At 57.3% G+C, this 15,116-nt stretch carries 15 protein-coding genes; 7 read left to right on the top strand and 8 right to left on the bottom strand.

From position 1 onward, the window contains the following. Nucleotides 1-135: 135 nt before the first annotated feature. Complete coding sequence (locus tag CU102_RS18575) at nucleotides 136-978, bottom strand: 3-oxoadipate:acetyl-CoA acetyltransferase (protein WP_106712581.1); 843 nt, start codon at nucleotides 976-978, stop codon at nucleotides 136-138. A gap of 229 nt (nucleotides 979-1,207) precedes the next feature. On the opposite strand from CU102_RS18575, the gene aroQ reads away from it, so the two are divergent. From aroQ to CU102_RS18560, 3 genes are read left to right on the top strand one after another with little or no spacing between them, the layout of a single operon-like run. Further along, nucleotides 1,208-1,663 (top strand): type II 3-dehydroquinate dehydratase, encoded by a 456-nt coding sequence (aroQ, locus tag CU102_RS18570; RefSeq protein ID WP_106712580.1) that lies wholly within the window; start codon nucleotides 1,208-1,210, stop codon nucleotides 1,661-1,663. Then, nucleotides 1,660-2,565 (top strand): shikimate dehydrogenase, encoded by a 906-nt coding sequence (locus CU102_RS18565; protein ID WP_106712579.1) that lies wholly within the window; start codon nucleotides 1,660-1,662, stop codon nucleotides 2,563-2,565. Before aroQ ends, CU102_RS18565 begins: the two co-directional genes overlap by 4 nt. 42 nt (nucleotides 2,566-2,607) lie before the next feature. Continuing rightward, nucleotides 2,608-3,930, top strand: coding sequence for an MFS transporter (locus CU102_RS18560; protein WP_106712578.1), 1,323 nt, complete (start codon nucleotides 2,608-2,610; stop codon nucleotides 3,928-3,930). Between the two features lie 37 nt (nucleotides 3,931-3,967). Here the strand turns inward: CU102_RS18560 and CU102_RS18555 are convergent, their stop codons facing one another. Then, on the bottom strand, nucleotides 3,968-4,633 hold the full coding sequence (locus CU102_RS18555) for a TetR/AcrR family transcriptional regulator (RefSeq protein WP_106712577.1): 666 nt from the start codon (nucleotides 4,631-4,633) through the stop codon (nucleotides 3,968-3,970). An 89-nt stretch (nucleotides 4,634-4,722) separates the two neighbouring features. Next, entirely contained in the window at nucleotides 4,723-5,157 is a 435-nt protein-coding gene (locus CU102_RS18550) for a DUF1810 domain-containing protein (protein ID WP_106712576.1), read from the bottom strand. A 436-nt stretch (nucleotides 5,158-5,593) separates the two neighbouring features. On the opposite strand from CU102_RS18550, the gene CU102_RS18545 reads away from it, so the two are divergent. After that, on the top strand, nucleotides 5,594-6,583 hold the full coding sequence (locus CU102_RS18545; protein ID WP_170115305.1) for a hypothetical protein: 990 nt from the start codon (nucleotides 5,594-5,596) through the stop codon (nucleotides 6,581-6,583). A gap of 531 nt (nucleotides 6,584-7,114) precedes the next feature. Next, complete coding sequence (locus CU102_RS18540) at nucleotides 7,115-7,786, top strand: transglutaminase-like cysteine peptidase (protein ID WP_106712574.1); 672 nt, start codon at nucleotides 7,115-7,117, stop codon at nucleotides 7,784-7,786. On the opposite strand, the gene CU102_RS18535 is transcribed toward CU102_RS18540, so the two are convergent. Beyond that, complete coding sequence (locus tag CU102_RS18535; RefSeq protein WP_106712573.1) at nucleotides 7,740-8,162, bottom strand: DUF4864 domain-containing protein; 423 nt, start codon at nucleotides 8,160-8,162, stop codon at nucleotides 7,740-7,742. The genes CU102_RS18540 and CU102_RS18535 overlap by 47 nt on opposite strands. 196 nt (nucleotides 8,163-8,358) lie before the next feature. Here CU102_RS18535 and CU102_RS18530 point away from each other — a divergent pair, with 196 nt between their 5' ends. Together CU102_RS18530 and CU102_RS18525 are read left to right on the top strand one after the other, a co-directional pair. Then, nucleotides 8,359-9,576 carry an MFS transporter gene (locus CU102_RS18530; protein ID WP_106712572.1) on the top strand — a complete coding sequence of 406 codons (1,218 nt, stop codon included), beginning with the start codon at nucleotides 8,359-8,361 and terminating at the stop codon, nucleotides 9,574-9,576. A gap of 143 nt (nucleotides 9,577-9,719) precedes the next feature. After that, a complete protein-coding gene (locus tag CU102_RS18525) occupies nucleotides 9,720-9,989 on the top strand; it encodes a DUF982 domain-containing protein (RefSeq protein ID WP_342588776.1) in 270 nt (89 codons plus the stop codon). Nucleotides 9,990-10,022: 33 nt separating this feature from the next. Here the strand turns inward: CU102_RS18525 and CU102_RS18520 are convergent, their stop codons facing one another. From CU102_RS18520 to CU102_RS18505, 4 genes are read right to left on the bottom strand one after another with little or no spacing between them, the layout of a single operon-like run. Then, on the bottom strand, nucleotides 10,023-11,678 hold the full coding sequence (locus CU102_RS18520) for a GMC family oxidoreductase (protein ID WP_106712570.1): 1,656 nt from the start codon (nucleotides 11,676-11,678) through the stop codon (nucleotides 10,023-10,025). A gap of 1 nt (nucleotide 11,679) precedes the next feature. After that, nucleotides 11,680-12,444, bottom strand: a complete 765-nt coding sequence (locus tag CU102_RS18515) for a 3-ketoacyl-ACP reductase (RefSeq protein WP_106712569.1) — start codon at nucleotides 12,442-12,444, stop codon at nucleotides 11,680-11,682. After that, entirely contained in the window at nucleotides 12,441-13,973 is a 1,533-nt protein-coding gene (locus CU102_RS18510; protein ID WP_106712568.1) for a GMC oxidoreductase, read from the bottom strand. The genes CU102_RS18515 and CU102_RS18510 overlap by 4 nt, the downstream gene beginning before the upstream one ends. A 21-nt stretch (nucleotides 13,974-13,994) precedes the next feature. Beyond that, nucleotides 13,995-15,113 (bottom strand): ABC transporter ATP-binding protein, encoded by a 1,119-nt coding sequence (locus CU102_RS18505; protein WP_106712567.1) that lies wholly within the window; start codon nucleotides 15,111-15,113, stop codon nucleotides 13,995-13,997. Between the last annotated feature and the right edge of the window lie 3 nt (nucleotides 15,114-15,116).

Genomic DNA, 15,116 nt, shown 5'->3' with positions numbered 1-15,116 from the left:
CGTCGCGGGCGCTGCCATCAAAGGCGAGAAAGTCGTTCTCGAATATCTCGACACCGGCAAATCCCGCCCGCGCGATCGCGTCGAGCTTTTCCGGCAGTTCACCACTGAGCGATACCGTCGCTATCGACGTTTTCATCATGCATCTCCCCCTACCCCAGAAAGGGCAAGAATGTTGCGCGCCTCGTAGCAGGTGGCTACTCGGCGGTTATGGTGTGCGATGGCCTCAGCGGCAATTTCCACTAATTCCGCATTGCTGCGAGCCAACCGGTCTTTCGCGACACGGATATTGTCCTCAAGGCCTGTCCGCACGGCGTCTGCACCGCGCTGCAGAGCCCATTCCATTACCGGAGCCTGATGGCGGCCAATCCCTGCAGCCGTCCAAGTCGCCTTCGGTAACAGCCGCCGGAGTTCGCCGAGCAAAAGATCGAGAACATGTTTATCGGCGGGCAGCGCGTTCTCGACGCCCATGACAAACTGGACATGCGGATGGTCGTCCATCAAGCCTCTTTCAACCAGCCGGCGCGCACCGTGCAGGTGGGATAAATCGAAAATCTCGATTTCCGGCCGGACTCCATTCGCCCGCATTTTGCTTGCAAGGTCGCTGACGAGCACCGTGTGGTTCTCGTAGACAATTGTCGGGAAGTTCACCGAACCCGTCGACAGCGAGGCCATGTCGGGCCTGAGGTAAAGCGATGAGCCACGCTGACCCGGATCGCGACCCCGGCCACCGGTTGAGAACTGTACGATCATCTCAGGGCAATGCTGAATGATACCTGCCTGCACTGTTGCAAAGCGTTCGGGGTCAGATGAGGGGGTCTCATCGTCGTTGCGGACGTGGATATGCACGAGGGAAGCTCCGGCTTCATAAGCCTCGTGCGTTGATTCAATTTGCTCGGAAGAGCTGATGGGGACTGCAGGGTTGTCCTTCTTGCGTGGCACCGAACCGGTGATCGCAACTGCAATGACGACTGGATTCATCCGGGCCCCTCCCCTGGCTGTACTGGATACCATCGCAGAAGGCCGTCCTTGCGTCACCTCAACGGTGATTGTGGCGGCCTGTTGACATGAACGTACCAGTTCGTACATTATCCGTCAAGACCAGCGGCTCGATAGGTGCCGTTTGGATATCGGAAGAATCGGGAGGAGACATGGAACCGAATTCTGCCCGCATGGGGCATTGTCAGGTGTTGATAGGGAGTTCGGCCGCATGCTGACCGCTCGCCAGATCCTTATCCTCAATGGGCCCAATCTAAATCTGCTCGGAAAGAGGCAGCCGGAAATATACGGCAACGAGACTCTTAGCGATGTGGAGGCAAAGTGTCGGCGCGTTGCAGGTGAGCAGGGTCTGTCGGTGGACTTTCGTCAGAGCAACGCCGAACATGAGCTCATTTCCTGGCTACATGAGGCACGCGAGACCGCTGCGGGTATCATCATCAATCCCGCGGGTTATTCACATACATCGGTCGCGATTATGGATGCCCTTGCCGCGTGTCCGTGCCCAATCATCGAAGTGCATATCTCCAATATCCATCGCCGTGAGCCCTTCCGCCACCACAGCTATGTATCGCATGCAGCAACCGGGGTCATCTGCGGCTGTGGTACGCAGGGGTATACGCTCGCTCTTCGCCGGCTCGCCACACTTCTTGAAAAGGTTGCTCCATGATCCACCTGGCAAAGGTCACTCCAGAACGTTCCCGCTTTCTGCTCGGCCTTGTCGGCGCGGGCATCCAGGCATCACGCACGCCTCCAATGCATGAGCGTGAGGGAGGCGAGCAAGGCTTCCGCCTCAGCTATCAGACCATTGATCTTGAGCGGCTCGGGATTGGACCCGAAGCGCTTCCGGAACTGCTGGTATCGGCGGAACGTATGGGATTCGCAGGATTGAATATTACGCACCCGTGCAAGCAGGCTATCATCCCGCATCTTGATGAGCTTTCGGCCGACGCCGCGGCGCTTGGTGCTGTCAATACAGTCGTTTTGCGCAATGGCCGGCGCTTCGGTCACAACACCGACTGGTGGGGGTTTTCAGAAAGCTTCAAGCGTGGCTTGCCCGGCGCTGGCTTGGATTCCGTCGTGCAACTCGGCGCTGGTGGCGCGGGCACCGCCGTGGCCCACGCGCTGATGACACTTGGCGTGCGTGAACTCATTCTGTCGGACAGGGACCGCTCCCGGGCGGAAGACGTGGCCGCCGCGCTCAACGATCGATTTGCGCGCTTCGAAACTCATCGCGTGCGCGTCTCAGAAGATCTTGCCGCAGAGATGGCCGCCGCCGATGGCCTGGTGCACTGCACCCCGACCGGAATGGACAAATATCCCGGCCAGCCGCTGCCGGCCGAACTGCTTCGGCCGGAATTGTGGGTCGCAGAGATCGTCTATTTTCCCCTTGAAACCGCACTTCTTCGAGCAGCACGCCGCATCGGTTGCCGCACACTCGACGGTGGTGGCATGGCGGTTTTCCAGGCTGTCGAGGCCTTCCGCCTGTTTACAGGCATGAAACCCGATCACGAGCGCATGTTGCGCTATTTTGTTGAGCTCGGCTCAGAGGCGAAGGAGGCCACGACCTGAGCCGAGTCCACCAGTAACACCCCAGACGAGGAGGAGACGTCCATGCATCAACCAGTAACAGGTGTGAAAGCACCCGGGAAAGCCGCGCTAGCGAGCTGGATCGGCAGTGCAGTCGAGTATTATGACTTCTTTATCTACGGCACGGCCGCCGCGCTGATCTTTCCGGAGATTTTCTTCTCAGCAGAGAACCCGCAGGCCGCTGCCATCGCGTCGTTCGCAACCTTTGGCGTTGCCTATATTGCACGGCCATTTGGCGCTGTCATTCTTGGGCATATCGGCGACAAGTTTGGCCGGAAGAAGGTTCTGACCTTCACTCTCCTTCTGATGGGATTTTCAACCTTCATCATCGGCTGCTTGCCGACCTATGACCATGTCGGCATCCTGGCGCCAATCCTTCTTGTTGTAGCGCGTCTGCTGCAGGGTGTTTCCGCAGCGGGCGAACAGGCGGGGGCGAATTCGATGACGCTTGAGCACGCGCCGCCCAACCGCCGCGCCTTCTTCACGAGCTTCACACTCAGCGGCACGCAGGCAGGACTCATTCTGGCAACGCTTGTGTTCATCCCGATTTCGAAACTACCTGAGGCAGACCTGCTGTCCTGGGCTTGGCGTATTCCCTTCTTTCTAAGCCTTGTTGTGGTAGTTGTCGGGTTCTGGGTGCGCCGCACCTTGCCGGAAACGCCGGTTTTCCTCGAAGAGACCAAGAAGCACGAAACCGCCGAAGTGCCTTTTGTGATGCTGTTCAGCAATCATTGGGCCGATGTCCTGCGCATCATTTTCGCAGCGCTGATCTCGGTGGTCAGCACGATCTTCAGCGTGTTCACACTCTCCTACGCAGTCAATACGATGCAGATCGACCGGTCTACGATGTTGACTGTTCTCGTTCTTGCCAACCTCGTGGCTCTAGGCGCAATCCCCCTGTGGGCTTCGCTCGCAGACCGCGTCGGACGCAAGCCGATCTTCATCCTCGGTGCGCTCGGCTGCGCCGTTCTGATCTGGCCCTACATCTGGGCGATCAGCCAAGGCAACTTGCCGCTCATATTTGTAGTTGGAATACTGCTCTCGGGTATCGTCTACAGTGCCTCCAACGGTGTCTGGCCCGCTCTCTACGGTGAGATGTTCGATACGCGTGTTCGGCTCTCGGGCATGGCGATTGGCACCCAGATCGGTTTTGCCCTTGGCGGGTTTGCACCAACCATCAGCGCAGCTCTTCTCGGTACAGGCCCGAATGGCTGGGTTCCTGTGGCGGCATTCACCTCGGTAACCGCGATCATTGCCGCAGTTTCTGCTGCAACCGCTTCGGAAACTTACCGTACGCCGATGCAGGACCTCGGTAAGAGGCCAGTGAGAATCAGCGTAACCGCCTGATCAAGGGAAGCGGGTTGGGAGGTAACACTTCCACCCGTTACTTCTTCAGAAGCAGGCCGATGACCGCATCGGCGATCATCTGCTTGTGTTTCTGCCGCCGCCCGGGCTCGGACAAATCGACACGATGTATCGCGCCGAAGGTGTGGCGATTGGCCACCCGGAAAAAGCAGAATGCGCTGATCATCATGTGGACATCCACCGGATCCAGATCTGAGCGAAACAGACCTGAAGCGCGGCCGCGTTCGAGGATGGCTTCGATGATCTCAATGATGCGAAGGTTGATCTCACGAATGGACGATGCCTCGGCGAGGTGCTTGCCCTGATTTATGTTTTCGATCGTAACGAGCCGCACAAAATCCGTATGGCTATCATCATTTTCAAACGTCTGGTCAATCACCCGGCGTAGCGCATCGACCGGGTCGAGCATATCGAGTTCCAATGCGGCTTCGATCGCCCGGATATCGGCATACGCTTTCTCGAGGACAGCTAGATATAGCCCGTCCTTGCCGCCAAAATAATAGTAGATCATGCGCTTTGAAGTGCGCGTCCGCTCGGCGATCGCATCAACGCGGGCACCACTAAGGCCATAAGTCGCAAATTCTTCGGTTGCTACTGCAAGTATATCAGCCTTGGTGCGATCCGGATCGTTGGTCCGACTCCGCTCGTTCGAAACACGTTTACGGGGAGATGCTGACGTCGACATGCCTGGTTCTATCCGTTCAATATGATCTGTTGGCTCTCGGCATAATGGACGAACTTGTACGTTCAAGGCAACAGGGCCTATTGGCTGCTTCAAGGTGAAATCAGCGCCAGCGTCCGTTCGTCGAGGTGTCCCTCGCACCAGCACTGCAACCCTTGGAAGAATATATCGTCTGCATTCCCGGCAGCCACCCAGAACAGCGTCATACACGATTTGAACTTCATGTCGTCAGGTGAACCGAAGATAGTATGCAGGGAACTCGCCTCACTATGCAGAACCGTTCTAGTGCACAGGTCGAGCCTCATACCGAGCAGTGGGTGGGCCAGATAAGCCCGCGCCTCATCCAGCGACGCAATGCCGTAGAACTCCGCCAAGGCCGAGTGGCCCAGGCCGCGCAGTTGCGGAAAGACAAACCACATCCAGTGGCTTTGCTTGCGGCCACCTTGCAGCTCTCGCAGAACGTCGCCAAAGACTGGGGCTTGTGCCACGACAAACCGCTGAAGATCGAAGGAATCGCCCTGTGACATGCCAGTTCTCCTTGCTGGACGCCTGGCCGTGTGGAGGCGACAAGGCCCCTCGCGGCCCGAGCACCGCCGTTCACCCACCAGCCAACGTTAACTCCGCCTAAGAAATTATAGCGAGAAAGCGGTTATTGAAGCGACTACTGCGTTTGTGCAAATTTGGGTTGCTGATTGATCCAGCAGAGGCCCGGCTCTCTCGCTTAGCCCCCAATGCTCGGCCGGGCCTCTCCCCTACCACCGGCTTATGGTCATTAAATGGACTCGAACGACCGCATCCCGCCTAAAACCGAATATGAACCGTACCTCACGCCGATGCGGCCCTATGTCGTGCTTTTTGTGGTCGTCACGGTGCTGGTACTCTTTGCGGGCTGGCTATACAGCCGCTAGTTCTCGGCCCTGCAACAGAAACAGGCTCCGCCGAGTAAGCGGAGCCTGTTGTGGTTTGCGTACCTTTTCAGGCGATGGTCAAGCAACTGGCCTATTTGTTCTTGCCGCCGGAACCGCCCTGATTGCCGCCACCTTGGCCGCCATTGCCGCCGCCCTGGCCACCACCTTGACCACCATCGCTGCCGCCCTGTCCGCCGCCTTGACCACCATCGCCGCCACCCTGGCCACTACCTTGACCACCATCGCCGCCGCCCTGGCCTCCATTGCCGTCGCTTCCGTTGTTCGAGCCGTCTGCATCGGTACCATCCCCATTATTGCTGTTACCGGGGTTAGAGCTGTCATTGCCGTCCGGATCATTGCCGTGGCCGTTGTTTCCATTACCACCGCCGTTGTTGCCGCCGCCATTGTTACCACCGCCGCCGTGATCATTCCCACCACCGTGGTCATTGCCACCGCCGCCATTGTTGCCGCCGCCGCCGTTGTTGCCGCCGCCGTTGTTGCCGCCGCCATTGTTACCGCCGCCGTTGTTGCCGCCGCCGTTGTTGCCGCCGCCGTCGTTGCCGCCGCCATTGTTACCGCCGCCGTTGTTGCCGCCATTGTTGCCGCCGCCGTCGTTGCCGCCGCCATTGTTACCGCCGCCATTGTTGCCGCCGCCGTTGTTGCCGCCGCCGTCGTTGCTGCCGCCCTGGTTGCCGCCGCCACCAGCACTGGTATTTCCAGCAGTTGCACCGCCACCGCCTGTATTCCCAGCAGTTGCGCCGCCACCGCCTGTATTCCCAGCAGTTGCGCTGCCACCGCCTGTATTCCCAGCAGCGGCGCTGCCGCCCGAGCTTCCGTTGTTCGAGCGACCTCCATTGCGACTGCTTCTACCCCCTTCGTGGTCAGTGCTTTTACTAAGCGGCGTGCTGATCGCCGCGGTCGTCAGAGGAGGGCACATTTCGAGTTGTTTTTTGGTAAGGATCGCCCGCTTGTTCAGAGCGAAGCAGCATTGTGCCGCATTGTTTTCCGTCAGCTTTCGGCATTGCGCGGCGCTGGCAAACAGTGACCGCTTGGTTTGAGCATAGGCCGTTTCACTCTGACTGATTGTTGCTATAAGACCCAAGGTGGAAATCGCCACTATTGCGAAGAAACCACTGCGCCTTGCCCCATTTTTATTATTGATTATTTTACGCATTTTACATTTCCCCAAGAGTTTACTTACACAAGCAACTCACCATACTAGGAAAATGTGTTGTTTTTTCACTTAGCCATTGATGGCTTTATTGCTTGATGAATATGTAGCGGCAATAATATTTGCTTCATACTTAGAAATCCTGCTTAGAACTGGTATAAAAAGATTGATGCAATATTCCTGGATATACCCTATGATCTAACTCGAGAGTACGCGCCGGGGTGTAGGGCGCAGTTTGTTCCAGTGGATACTTTCATACCCTTCAATTGTGACGGCAGGCGTCAGACGTCGTGAAAACCATGCTGTAACAGCATGTTAATAATCGATTCATAAGTTCACCGCGTAGAACACGATTTTAACGAATTAAGGCGCAAGTTCGTCCTGCCCATTTGTCGGAGAGCGCGCATGATTCGCAAATATTCCTTGTTGGCTGTGACAGCATTGTCGCTGGCCATCGTAATTCCGGCTACAGCTTATGCCGGAGGCACCGAGATGCAGCTCAAAGGGAAGGGCTTCGGCCCACCGGCCTTTCGTTCGTTCTGCGGACGCCTTGCCAGCATTTGCAACACCCGGTCCGGGGCAAGGGTGGTGCAACTGACGGACGAAAAAAGGCAGCAGCTTCAGTCGGTCAACATGGCTGTCAATTCGCGCATCAGGCAGCAAACCGACATGCGGACGAATGGGGTGGAAGATCTGTGGACCATCCCGACAAAGGCGGGAGACTGCGAAGATTTCGCAATCCTGAAAAAACGCGAGCTGATGAAACGTGGCTGGCCAGCTGCATCGCTGCTGCTCACGGTAGCGCGTCTGCCGTTCAGCAACGAAGGTCATGTCGTGCTTACCGCGCGCACGTCGGCTGGCGACCTTATTCTTGATAGCCGCAGCAATTCGGTGAAGGACTGGTCAAGCACCTCGTACCGGTACTACGCGCGGCAGTCGCAGAACTCTGCCGGCTGGGACCGTATTGGTAGGGCCATTCCTGTTACCAACACTGCCAAGCTGAAAAACGTTGGCGCCCGCACCGCCAGTCTCAAATTGCCGGACCAGGGGCTGATTGAAGTATCTGCACTCCGTTGATCTTGTAAGTGCCGTCAGGCAGCTTGATCAGCTGGTAGACTGCAGTCCAGTCCTTGCCGTCCGGTCCGGTAATCAACACTTCCTGGATCACTTGGTCGCCGACAACCTTGTTTCGTCCGAAAGCAAAATTGCCGGGCCGATAAACCGGCCGATAGGTACGTTTGACCATCTCAAAGAACAGATTCTGGTTGGGAAACTTCCCTTGAATGGCGGGAGATGCGAAGGAATATGCCGCTGATGCATCATCGTTGAGAAAGGCGTTGATCTGACTCCTGATTATCGATTGCGCCGTATCGACGGGTTCCTCGGCATTGCCCGGCCCAACCCATATCAGGAACCCACCCACAGCCAACACGTATGATGATGCTCTGAGCATGCGCTTTCTCCTCACGCATCTCGCCGCGACCAGTTGCCGCTTTCTGCTCCAAGCGACATTGCTATTGCAGCAGACTGGTGAAAAAGTAGCGCTATACCCGCGCTCTTGCAATGAGGGGCGTATTGGGCGCTGCCGATACGGACATCCAATCTCCATGACTATCACTCATCAACCCGATCGTCCGGCAAATTAATCCATGACCGGCACTGGTGAGGCTGAACATTCGACGGAGTCTTCCTACTGGCGGCAAAATCTCGTTGTGTGCTTTCTTGGCTCGTTCACCACGATCGTCGCGATGACTCTGATTCTCCCGTTCCTGCCACTTTATGTGGAACAGTTGGGCGTCAAGGATCATGCAGCGATTGTGCAGTGGTCGGGTGTAGCCTTTGGCGCAACCTTTTTTACGGCTGCGCTTGTGGCTCCACTTTGGGGCCGTCTGGCTGATCTCTACGGTCGGAAATCGATGCTCATCCGCGCCAGCCTTGGGATGGCCATTGCCATGTCGCTTATGGGCATGGCAATGGACGTCTGGCAACTGGTGTTTCTGCGCCTGCTGACAGGCCTGCTTGGAGGCTATGCCTCGGGCTCCACCGTGCTCGTAGCCACACAGACACCCAAAGCGCGCACCGCATGGGCGCTCGGGACGCTTTCCTCAGGTATCATGGCAGGCAATCTTGTTGGCCCGCTGATCGGCGGGGCATTACCGCCCCTGATCGGTATTCGCCAGACGTTCTGGCTCGCAGGTGCTGTCATATTCGTCACCTTTTTGGCTACAAGCTTTTTCATCAAGGAAGAGCGACGTCCGCCGAAAACACGTGCGGAGCGGCAAGCGAGCGGATGGGCGTCCATCCCGGACAAACGGCCGGTTGTTGTCATGCTTCTGGCTGGTATGCTCCTGATGCTGGCAAACATGTCAATAGAACCCATTATCACCGTCTACGTCGCCCAGCTGGTCGACGATCCCTCCCGCATAACGCTTATTGCCGGCATGGTCATGTCCGCGGCAGCACTGGGTAGCATCCTTTCAGCTTCGCGCCTTGGCAAGCTCGCCGATCGTATCGGCCATTGGAACGTAATAGTTGCCGCCCTTGCCGTATCGGCGCTGTTGCTGATCCCCCAAGCCTTCGTAACGCAAGGCTGGCAGCTGATCGTCATGCGTTTTCTGATGGGACTTTCGCTCGGTGGGTTACTGCCCTGCATTACTGCCGTGATCCGGCACAATGTTCCCGACAACGTCGCCGGCACCATCCTCGGCTATGCCACCTCCTCCCAATATGTGGGCCAGGTAGTCGGGCCACTGGCTGGTGGTTTCATAGGCGGTCATTTCGGTATGCGCGCGGTATTTCTCGGCACCTGCGTGCTCCTGGCGGCCGGAGCCGTCTACGGATGGTTGGTGCGTCCACGAGTTCGGTGATACCCTTGCGGAATGCCACGTGATTCGTACCAACGATGATCAAGAATATTTCGCCAAGTTGTCATGGAACCAGACTGACTCCCGACGCATTACTGTGATCAGCTCAGCCGAGCATCGGAGCGAAGCTGAACTGTCCGACATTCATGGAGGAAGTAATGAACGACAAGCGTTTTCCCATCCCCGTTATGGTTACCCTTGGAGCTACCGGTCAACGAGCGGTTTCCAGCGTTTGGGAAGCGATAGAGTGTCTGCGATCTTACTGGCCGTCCAAGAAGGGACCAAGCTATAGGCGTGCGCTGCAAGCCTGTCTCGATGCCCTTGACGGCTGGAAACCCGCGCACAAAGCTCGGCATGCCTTTATCAGTGCCGCGCGCGAAGCGGGCATTTTCCTCGACACACGATTACATCAGTAGAACCGGGGGCGATTGCCCCCCTTTCTGTCTGGATCAGCGGATGTTCGCACGGGCGCGTGGACGCCTTTCGTTCATTTCATGGCTGAAAATCGCCGGCGGCAACGGCGTCAGCTGGCGAATCATATCGGCGCCCTTTTCGCCCATCATGATCGTCGGGGCGTTGGTGTTGCATGACGGGACGCGCGGTATTACCGAACTGTCGCAGACGCGCAAGCCCTCCAGTCCTCGAACTTTGAGTTCAAGATCGACGACGGCCATGGGATCCGTGCCCATCTTGCACGTCCCGACCGGGTGGTGATCAGTCTTGGCATTGGCGCAGCCGTAGTCGAACAGCTCCTCATCTGAATTATACTTCGGTCCAGGCAGGCGCTCGGCCATGACGAAGGGCTTCAACGCTTCCTGACTCATGAGCTCACGGGCGATCTTCAACCCTTCAATCGACATCTTGCGATCATGCGGGTCGCTCCAGTAGTTCGGGTCGATCAGTGGTGCAGCCGCGGGATTACCCGACTGCAGGCGAACTGTGCCGCGCGACCGCGGATGCAGATAGGCCGAGTTGAGTGTCACTCCGGCATTCTTCAGTCGCTCGACTCCTGCCTCAATGCCGGAGCCAAGTCCCAGATGGAACTGGATATCGGGGGAGCGTGCGTCTGGATCGGCGTACCAAAAGCCACCGGTTTCGAACAGGCTCGACGCTACGGGTCCGGAGCGGAAGAGCACATATTGCAGCCCGGCCCATAATGTCCGGTGCAGTTTGGCCACCCCATCATAAGTATGATCTCCGGTACATTCGCAAATGACGAACAGGTCAAGGTGGTCCTGCAAATTCTCGCCCACCCCGGGCAGATCGTGCATAACCGGTATGCCGACATTTTTCAGATGGCCGGCGGGGCCGATACCGGACTGCAACAGAAGTTTCGCCGATCCGATCGCACCCGAACTTACCAGGACCTCGCGATTCGCGCGAACGACCTCGCGCGTATTGCCATTGATGATTTCCACACCAGTCGCGCGTTTTCCCTCGACCACAACCTTTGAAACCTGCGCGCCCATACGTATCGTCAGGTTTTTCCGGTCCCTGATCGGGCTCAGATATGCCATCGACGCCGAAGATCTGCGGCGGTTCCGCTGTGTCAGCTGATAGAAACCAACACCTGCCTGCTGATGACCATTGAAATCGTGGTTGTAGGGGATGCCCAGTTCCTGTCCGGCTCGAATATAGGCGTCGCAGATGGGCAAAGTCGCTGCTGGCATCGACACGCCTAAGGGTCCGCCATAGGAATGGTAGTCGTCGGCGAAACGCTGATTGTCCTCTGCCCGTTTGAAGTATGGCAATACGTCACGGTAGCTCCAGCCTGAACAACCTTCCTCCTTCGCCCAAAGGTCGTAATCGGTTGCATTTCCGCGAGTGTAAAGCTGAGCATTGATACTGGAACCGCCGCCAATGACCTTTGCCTGCGTGTAGCGGAGGACACGATTCTTCATGTGCTTTTGCGGCACCGTCTCCCATCCCCAGCTCGCGACACCCTTTGTCATCTTGGCAAAGCCTGCCGGCATGTGAAACAGCGGGTTCCAGTCCCCACCGCCAGCTTCCAGCAGAAGGACTGTCACGGCTGGGTCTTCGCTCAGGCGGTTAGCGAGTACACAGCCCGCAGGTCCAGCGCCGGTGATGATGTAGTCGTAGTTCATTTCAAAGCCTGCTTATCGAGAGGGCGCCGTCGGCATTGATGATGGAGCCCGTTGCAAAATTGAAATCACCGCTTGCGAGTGCCGCAACAATGCGACCAAGATCGTCCGGCTCACCCCAACGTTTCATTGGCACAAGTCCGTCGGCGATCCGCTTGTCGTATTTGGCAGCGACGACGGATGTCATATCCGAGCGAATAATGCCGGGGCGCACGTCGAAGACGCTGATGCCCTGATCTGCCAGACGCAGGGCGAGGCCTTGGGTGAAGGCAGCCAAAGCAGCCTTTGTCATGCAATAATCGAGGCGTTCCGGCGAGGTCATTTCGGCGGAAACTGACGTGATATTGATGATCGTGCGCGCCACGCGATCGCGGTAATGAGCAAGCATCGCCCTCAGCACACTTTGTGTGAAGAACACTGTACCACGCAAATTTATGTCGAAAATTGCATTATAATTAGCCGGCTTAAGATCAAGAAAGTCGCCACGTACTTTGGAGCCGATACCAGCATTGTTGACCAAGCAATCGATACAGCCAAAGCGATCCATGACCGACTGAACGGTCTCGTCGTGTTCGGCGATATCGGCAATGTCAGCTTCAAGGAACAATGCCGTAGCGCCCAGCGCTTCCAACACCTGGACAGCGGAATCGCTTGCCTCATCACGAACGATATCCGTGATTGCGAGATCATATCCCCGGGCGGCCAATGCTTTGGCAATACCAAGCCCGATTCCGCGCCGGGCACCTGTGATGAGTGCGACCGGTTTCATCGGGCTAGTTCCTTCGTTGCAATGTGGTCCGCTACACGCAGCGCCTGGGCCGCGATCGTTAGCGCGGGATTGACTGCAGCAGACGTAGGCAAAAACGCTGCATCGACCACAAATAGGTTGGGGTGCTCAAACGCCCGGCAGAAGATATCGAGAGGCGCCTGCCCCGGATCTGTTCCCATGCGAACCGTACCACACTGATGTGAGGGCGTCTTGCGGTCGAAGGCCTTGGACACGACCAGAGGGAACCCGGCGTCACGCAATATGCTCTTGATTTGCGCCACCAGTTTCTGGTGCGCAGCCCAGTTGCTGCGAATCCATTGCAAAATAATCTTGCCACCATCGACGCGAACCCGGCTTTCCGGCTTTGGTACATCCTCACTCATGGCGAGAAAATCCACAGTATGGTTGCAGAATCGGCTGAGAAGCCATTCAGGTACGAGGTTGAGGTCTGACTTCAGCACCGGAGCGCTGATGCGTCCAAGCAGTTGCACATTTCCTAGTGGCGCACCACCACTGCCATCCGACAAATAGAAGTCGTTGAAACCGAAAGTCTTCTGATAGACCGAGTCATTCCTGAAACGGCGATCGAAGCCGACCACAGCCGATAGATTGTGATTCATGAAGTTGCGCCCGACCTGATCCGAGCTGTTGGCTAGTCCCGATGGATGGGCGTCATCTGCCGAACGCAACAGCAAAGCGGCAGATTGAACTGCGCCAGCAGAGAGAATGACAAGCTTCGGCCTCAAGACATGGCTTACCCCATCCCTTTCATAGTGAACTCCTGTAATGGTCCTTCCATCGGGGGCGGTTTCAAGCCGTGTAACGCGCGAATTGGTCTGGAGCTGGACGTTCTTATGCTTCAGAGCTGCCGCGAGCGCGGTCGTCTCGGCATCCATCTTGCCATTAAAGCTATTGGGATGCGCATCCCACGGCGTCTCACCGTACGAGAGCCAGGTGTCTATATCGACGCCGAGGGGCAAGGAGGCCGGATGAACGCCGACGCTTTTCAGCCGTTCACGCAAAACTGCGATGGGCGGCTCATCCGGTACTGGTGGAAACACATAGGGCGTCGAATGATGTGGCTCTGTGGGATCCTCCCCCAGTGCGCCGCGTACCTGAAACAACGTCTCTGCCTTGCCATACCATGGTTCAAGTTCGTCATAGGGAAAGGGCCAGGCCGGAGAGACACCTTCCAAATGCTGCATCTCCTCGAAATCCTCGGAGCGATAGCGCGTCAGCACCGCCCCGTAGAATTTCGAATTACCGCCCACATTGTAGTAGTTCCCAGGGTTGAAGGCGGTACCGGTCTCGTCGTACCAGCTTTCCTTCGGGCGGAAGAAGCCGCGCTGGAAGATCGCTCGGGGATCGCGATTCTCGGGACGATCCGGCAGATGATCGCCCGCCTCAAGGATGAGAATATCCGCACCCGAGGCGGCAAGTCCTGCCGCCATTGTCGCGCCGCCGATGCCTGAGCCAATGATCACGATATCTGCGGCTGTGGCCGGTTGTATCTCTTGGCTCATGCGCATTGACCGTCCATGAGATGCGTCTCAGGCGCCGATACGCAATTGCGATTGCGGATCGAAGAACACAGCTTTGTCCAGATTGAACGCAAGCTGCGTCTTCTGCCCGGCGATGATCGAAGCATCCGCGCGCAAGCGGGCAACAACTTCCTTTCCGCCGAGCTTGGTCACCGCAAATGTGTCCGAGCCAGCTGGCTCAACAACCTCGATCAGGCATTCGCCTTCAACGATCGCGCCCGCGTTGCGGTCCGCGCCATCCGGATCGGTCAGCGCTTCTGGGCGAATACCGAAAATGATATCCTTGCCGGCATATCCGACGAGAGCGTTATTGGTCTTCTTGATCGGCAGGCGCAGGGGCGCCGCATCGGGCCTATCGAGCACGACATGGAGATCCGATGCGCTGCCGTCAATCTTGGCCTTGAGCAGATTCATTGCCGGTGACCCCATGAAATCAGCAACGAACAGATTGGTCGGGTTGTTGTAGATTTCCGCCGGGGTGCCGAACTGTTGCAGCACGCCGTCCTTCAGAACCGCGATCTTGCTGGCGAGCGTCATCGCCTCGATCTGGTCGTGCGTCACATAGACGATCGTGGTCTTCATGCGCTGGTGCAGCCGCTTGATTTCCGTGCGCATGTCGACGCGTAGCTTGGCATCAAGATTGGAGAGCGGTTCGTCGAACAGAAACACCTGCGGGTTGCGCACAAGTGCCCGGCCCATGGCGACACGCTGGCGCTGACCGCCCGAAAGCTGGCTCGGCTTGCGGTCGAGCAAATGACCGATCTGCAGCATATCGGCGACCTGCTTGATCGCCTTGTCGCGTTCTGGCTTCGGCACGCCGCGGATTTCCATGCCAAAGGCAATGTTCCCGCCAACAGTCATGTTCGGATAAAGCGCGTAGGACTGGAACACCATGGCGATGTCGCGCTTGGATGGATGCAGACCGCTGATCGATTTCCCCTTGATCGAAATATCGCCCGATGTAATCGGCTCCAGTCCGGCAATCGTGTTGAGCAAAGTGGACTTGCCGCAACCGGACGGGCCGACCAGAACGAGGAACCCGCCCTCGTCAATCTCGATGTTGATATCCTTAAGGATCGGCACATTGCCGTAGGATTTATGCAGGTCTTTGATCTTGAGAAATGACATTGG

Source organism: Phyllobacterium brassicacearum, assembly GCF_003010955.1.
Lineage (GTDB): Bacteria > Pseudomonadota > Alphaproteobacteria > Rhizobiales > Rhizobiaceae > Phyllobacterium > Phyllobacterium brassicacearum.
This window is presented reverse-complemented; position numbering and strand designations above follow the sequence as displayed.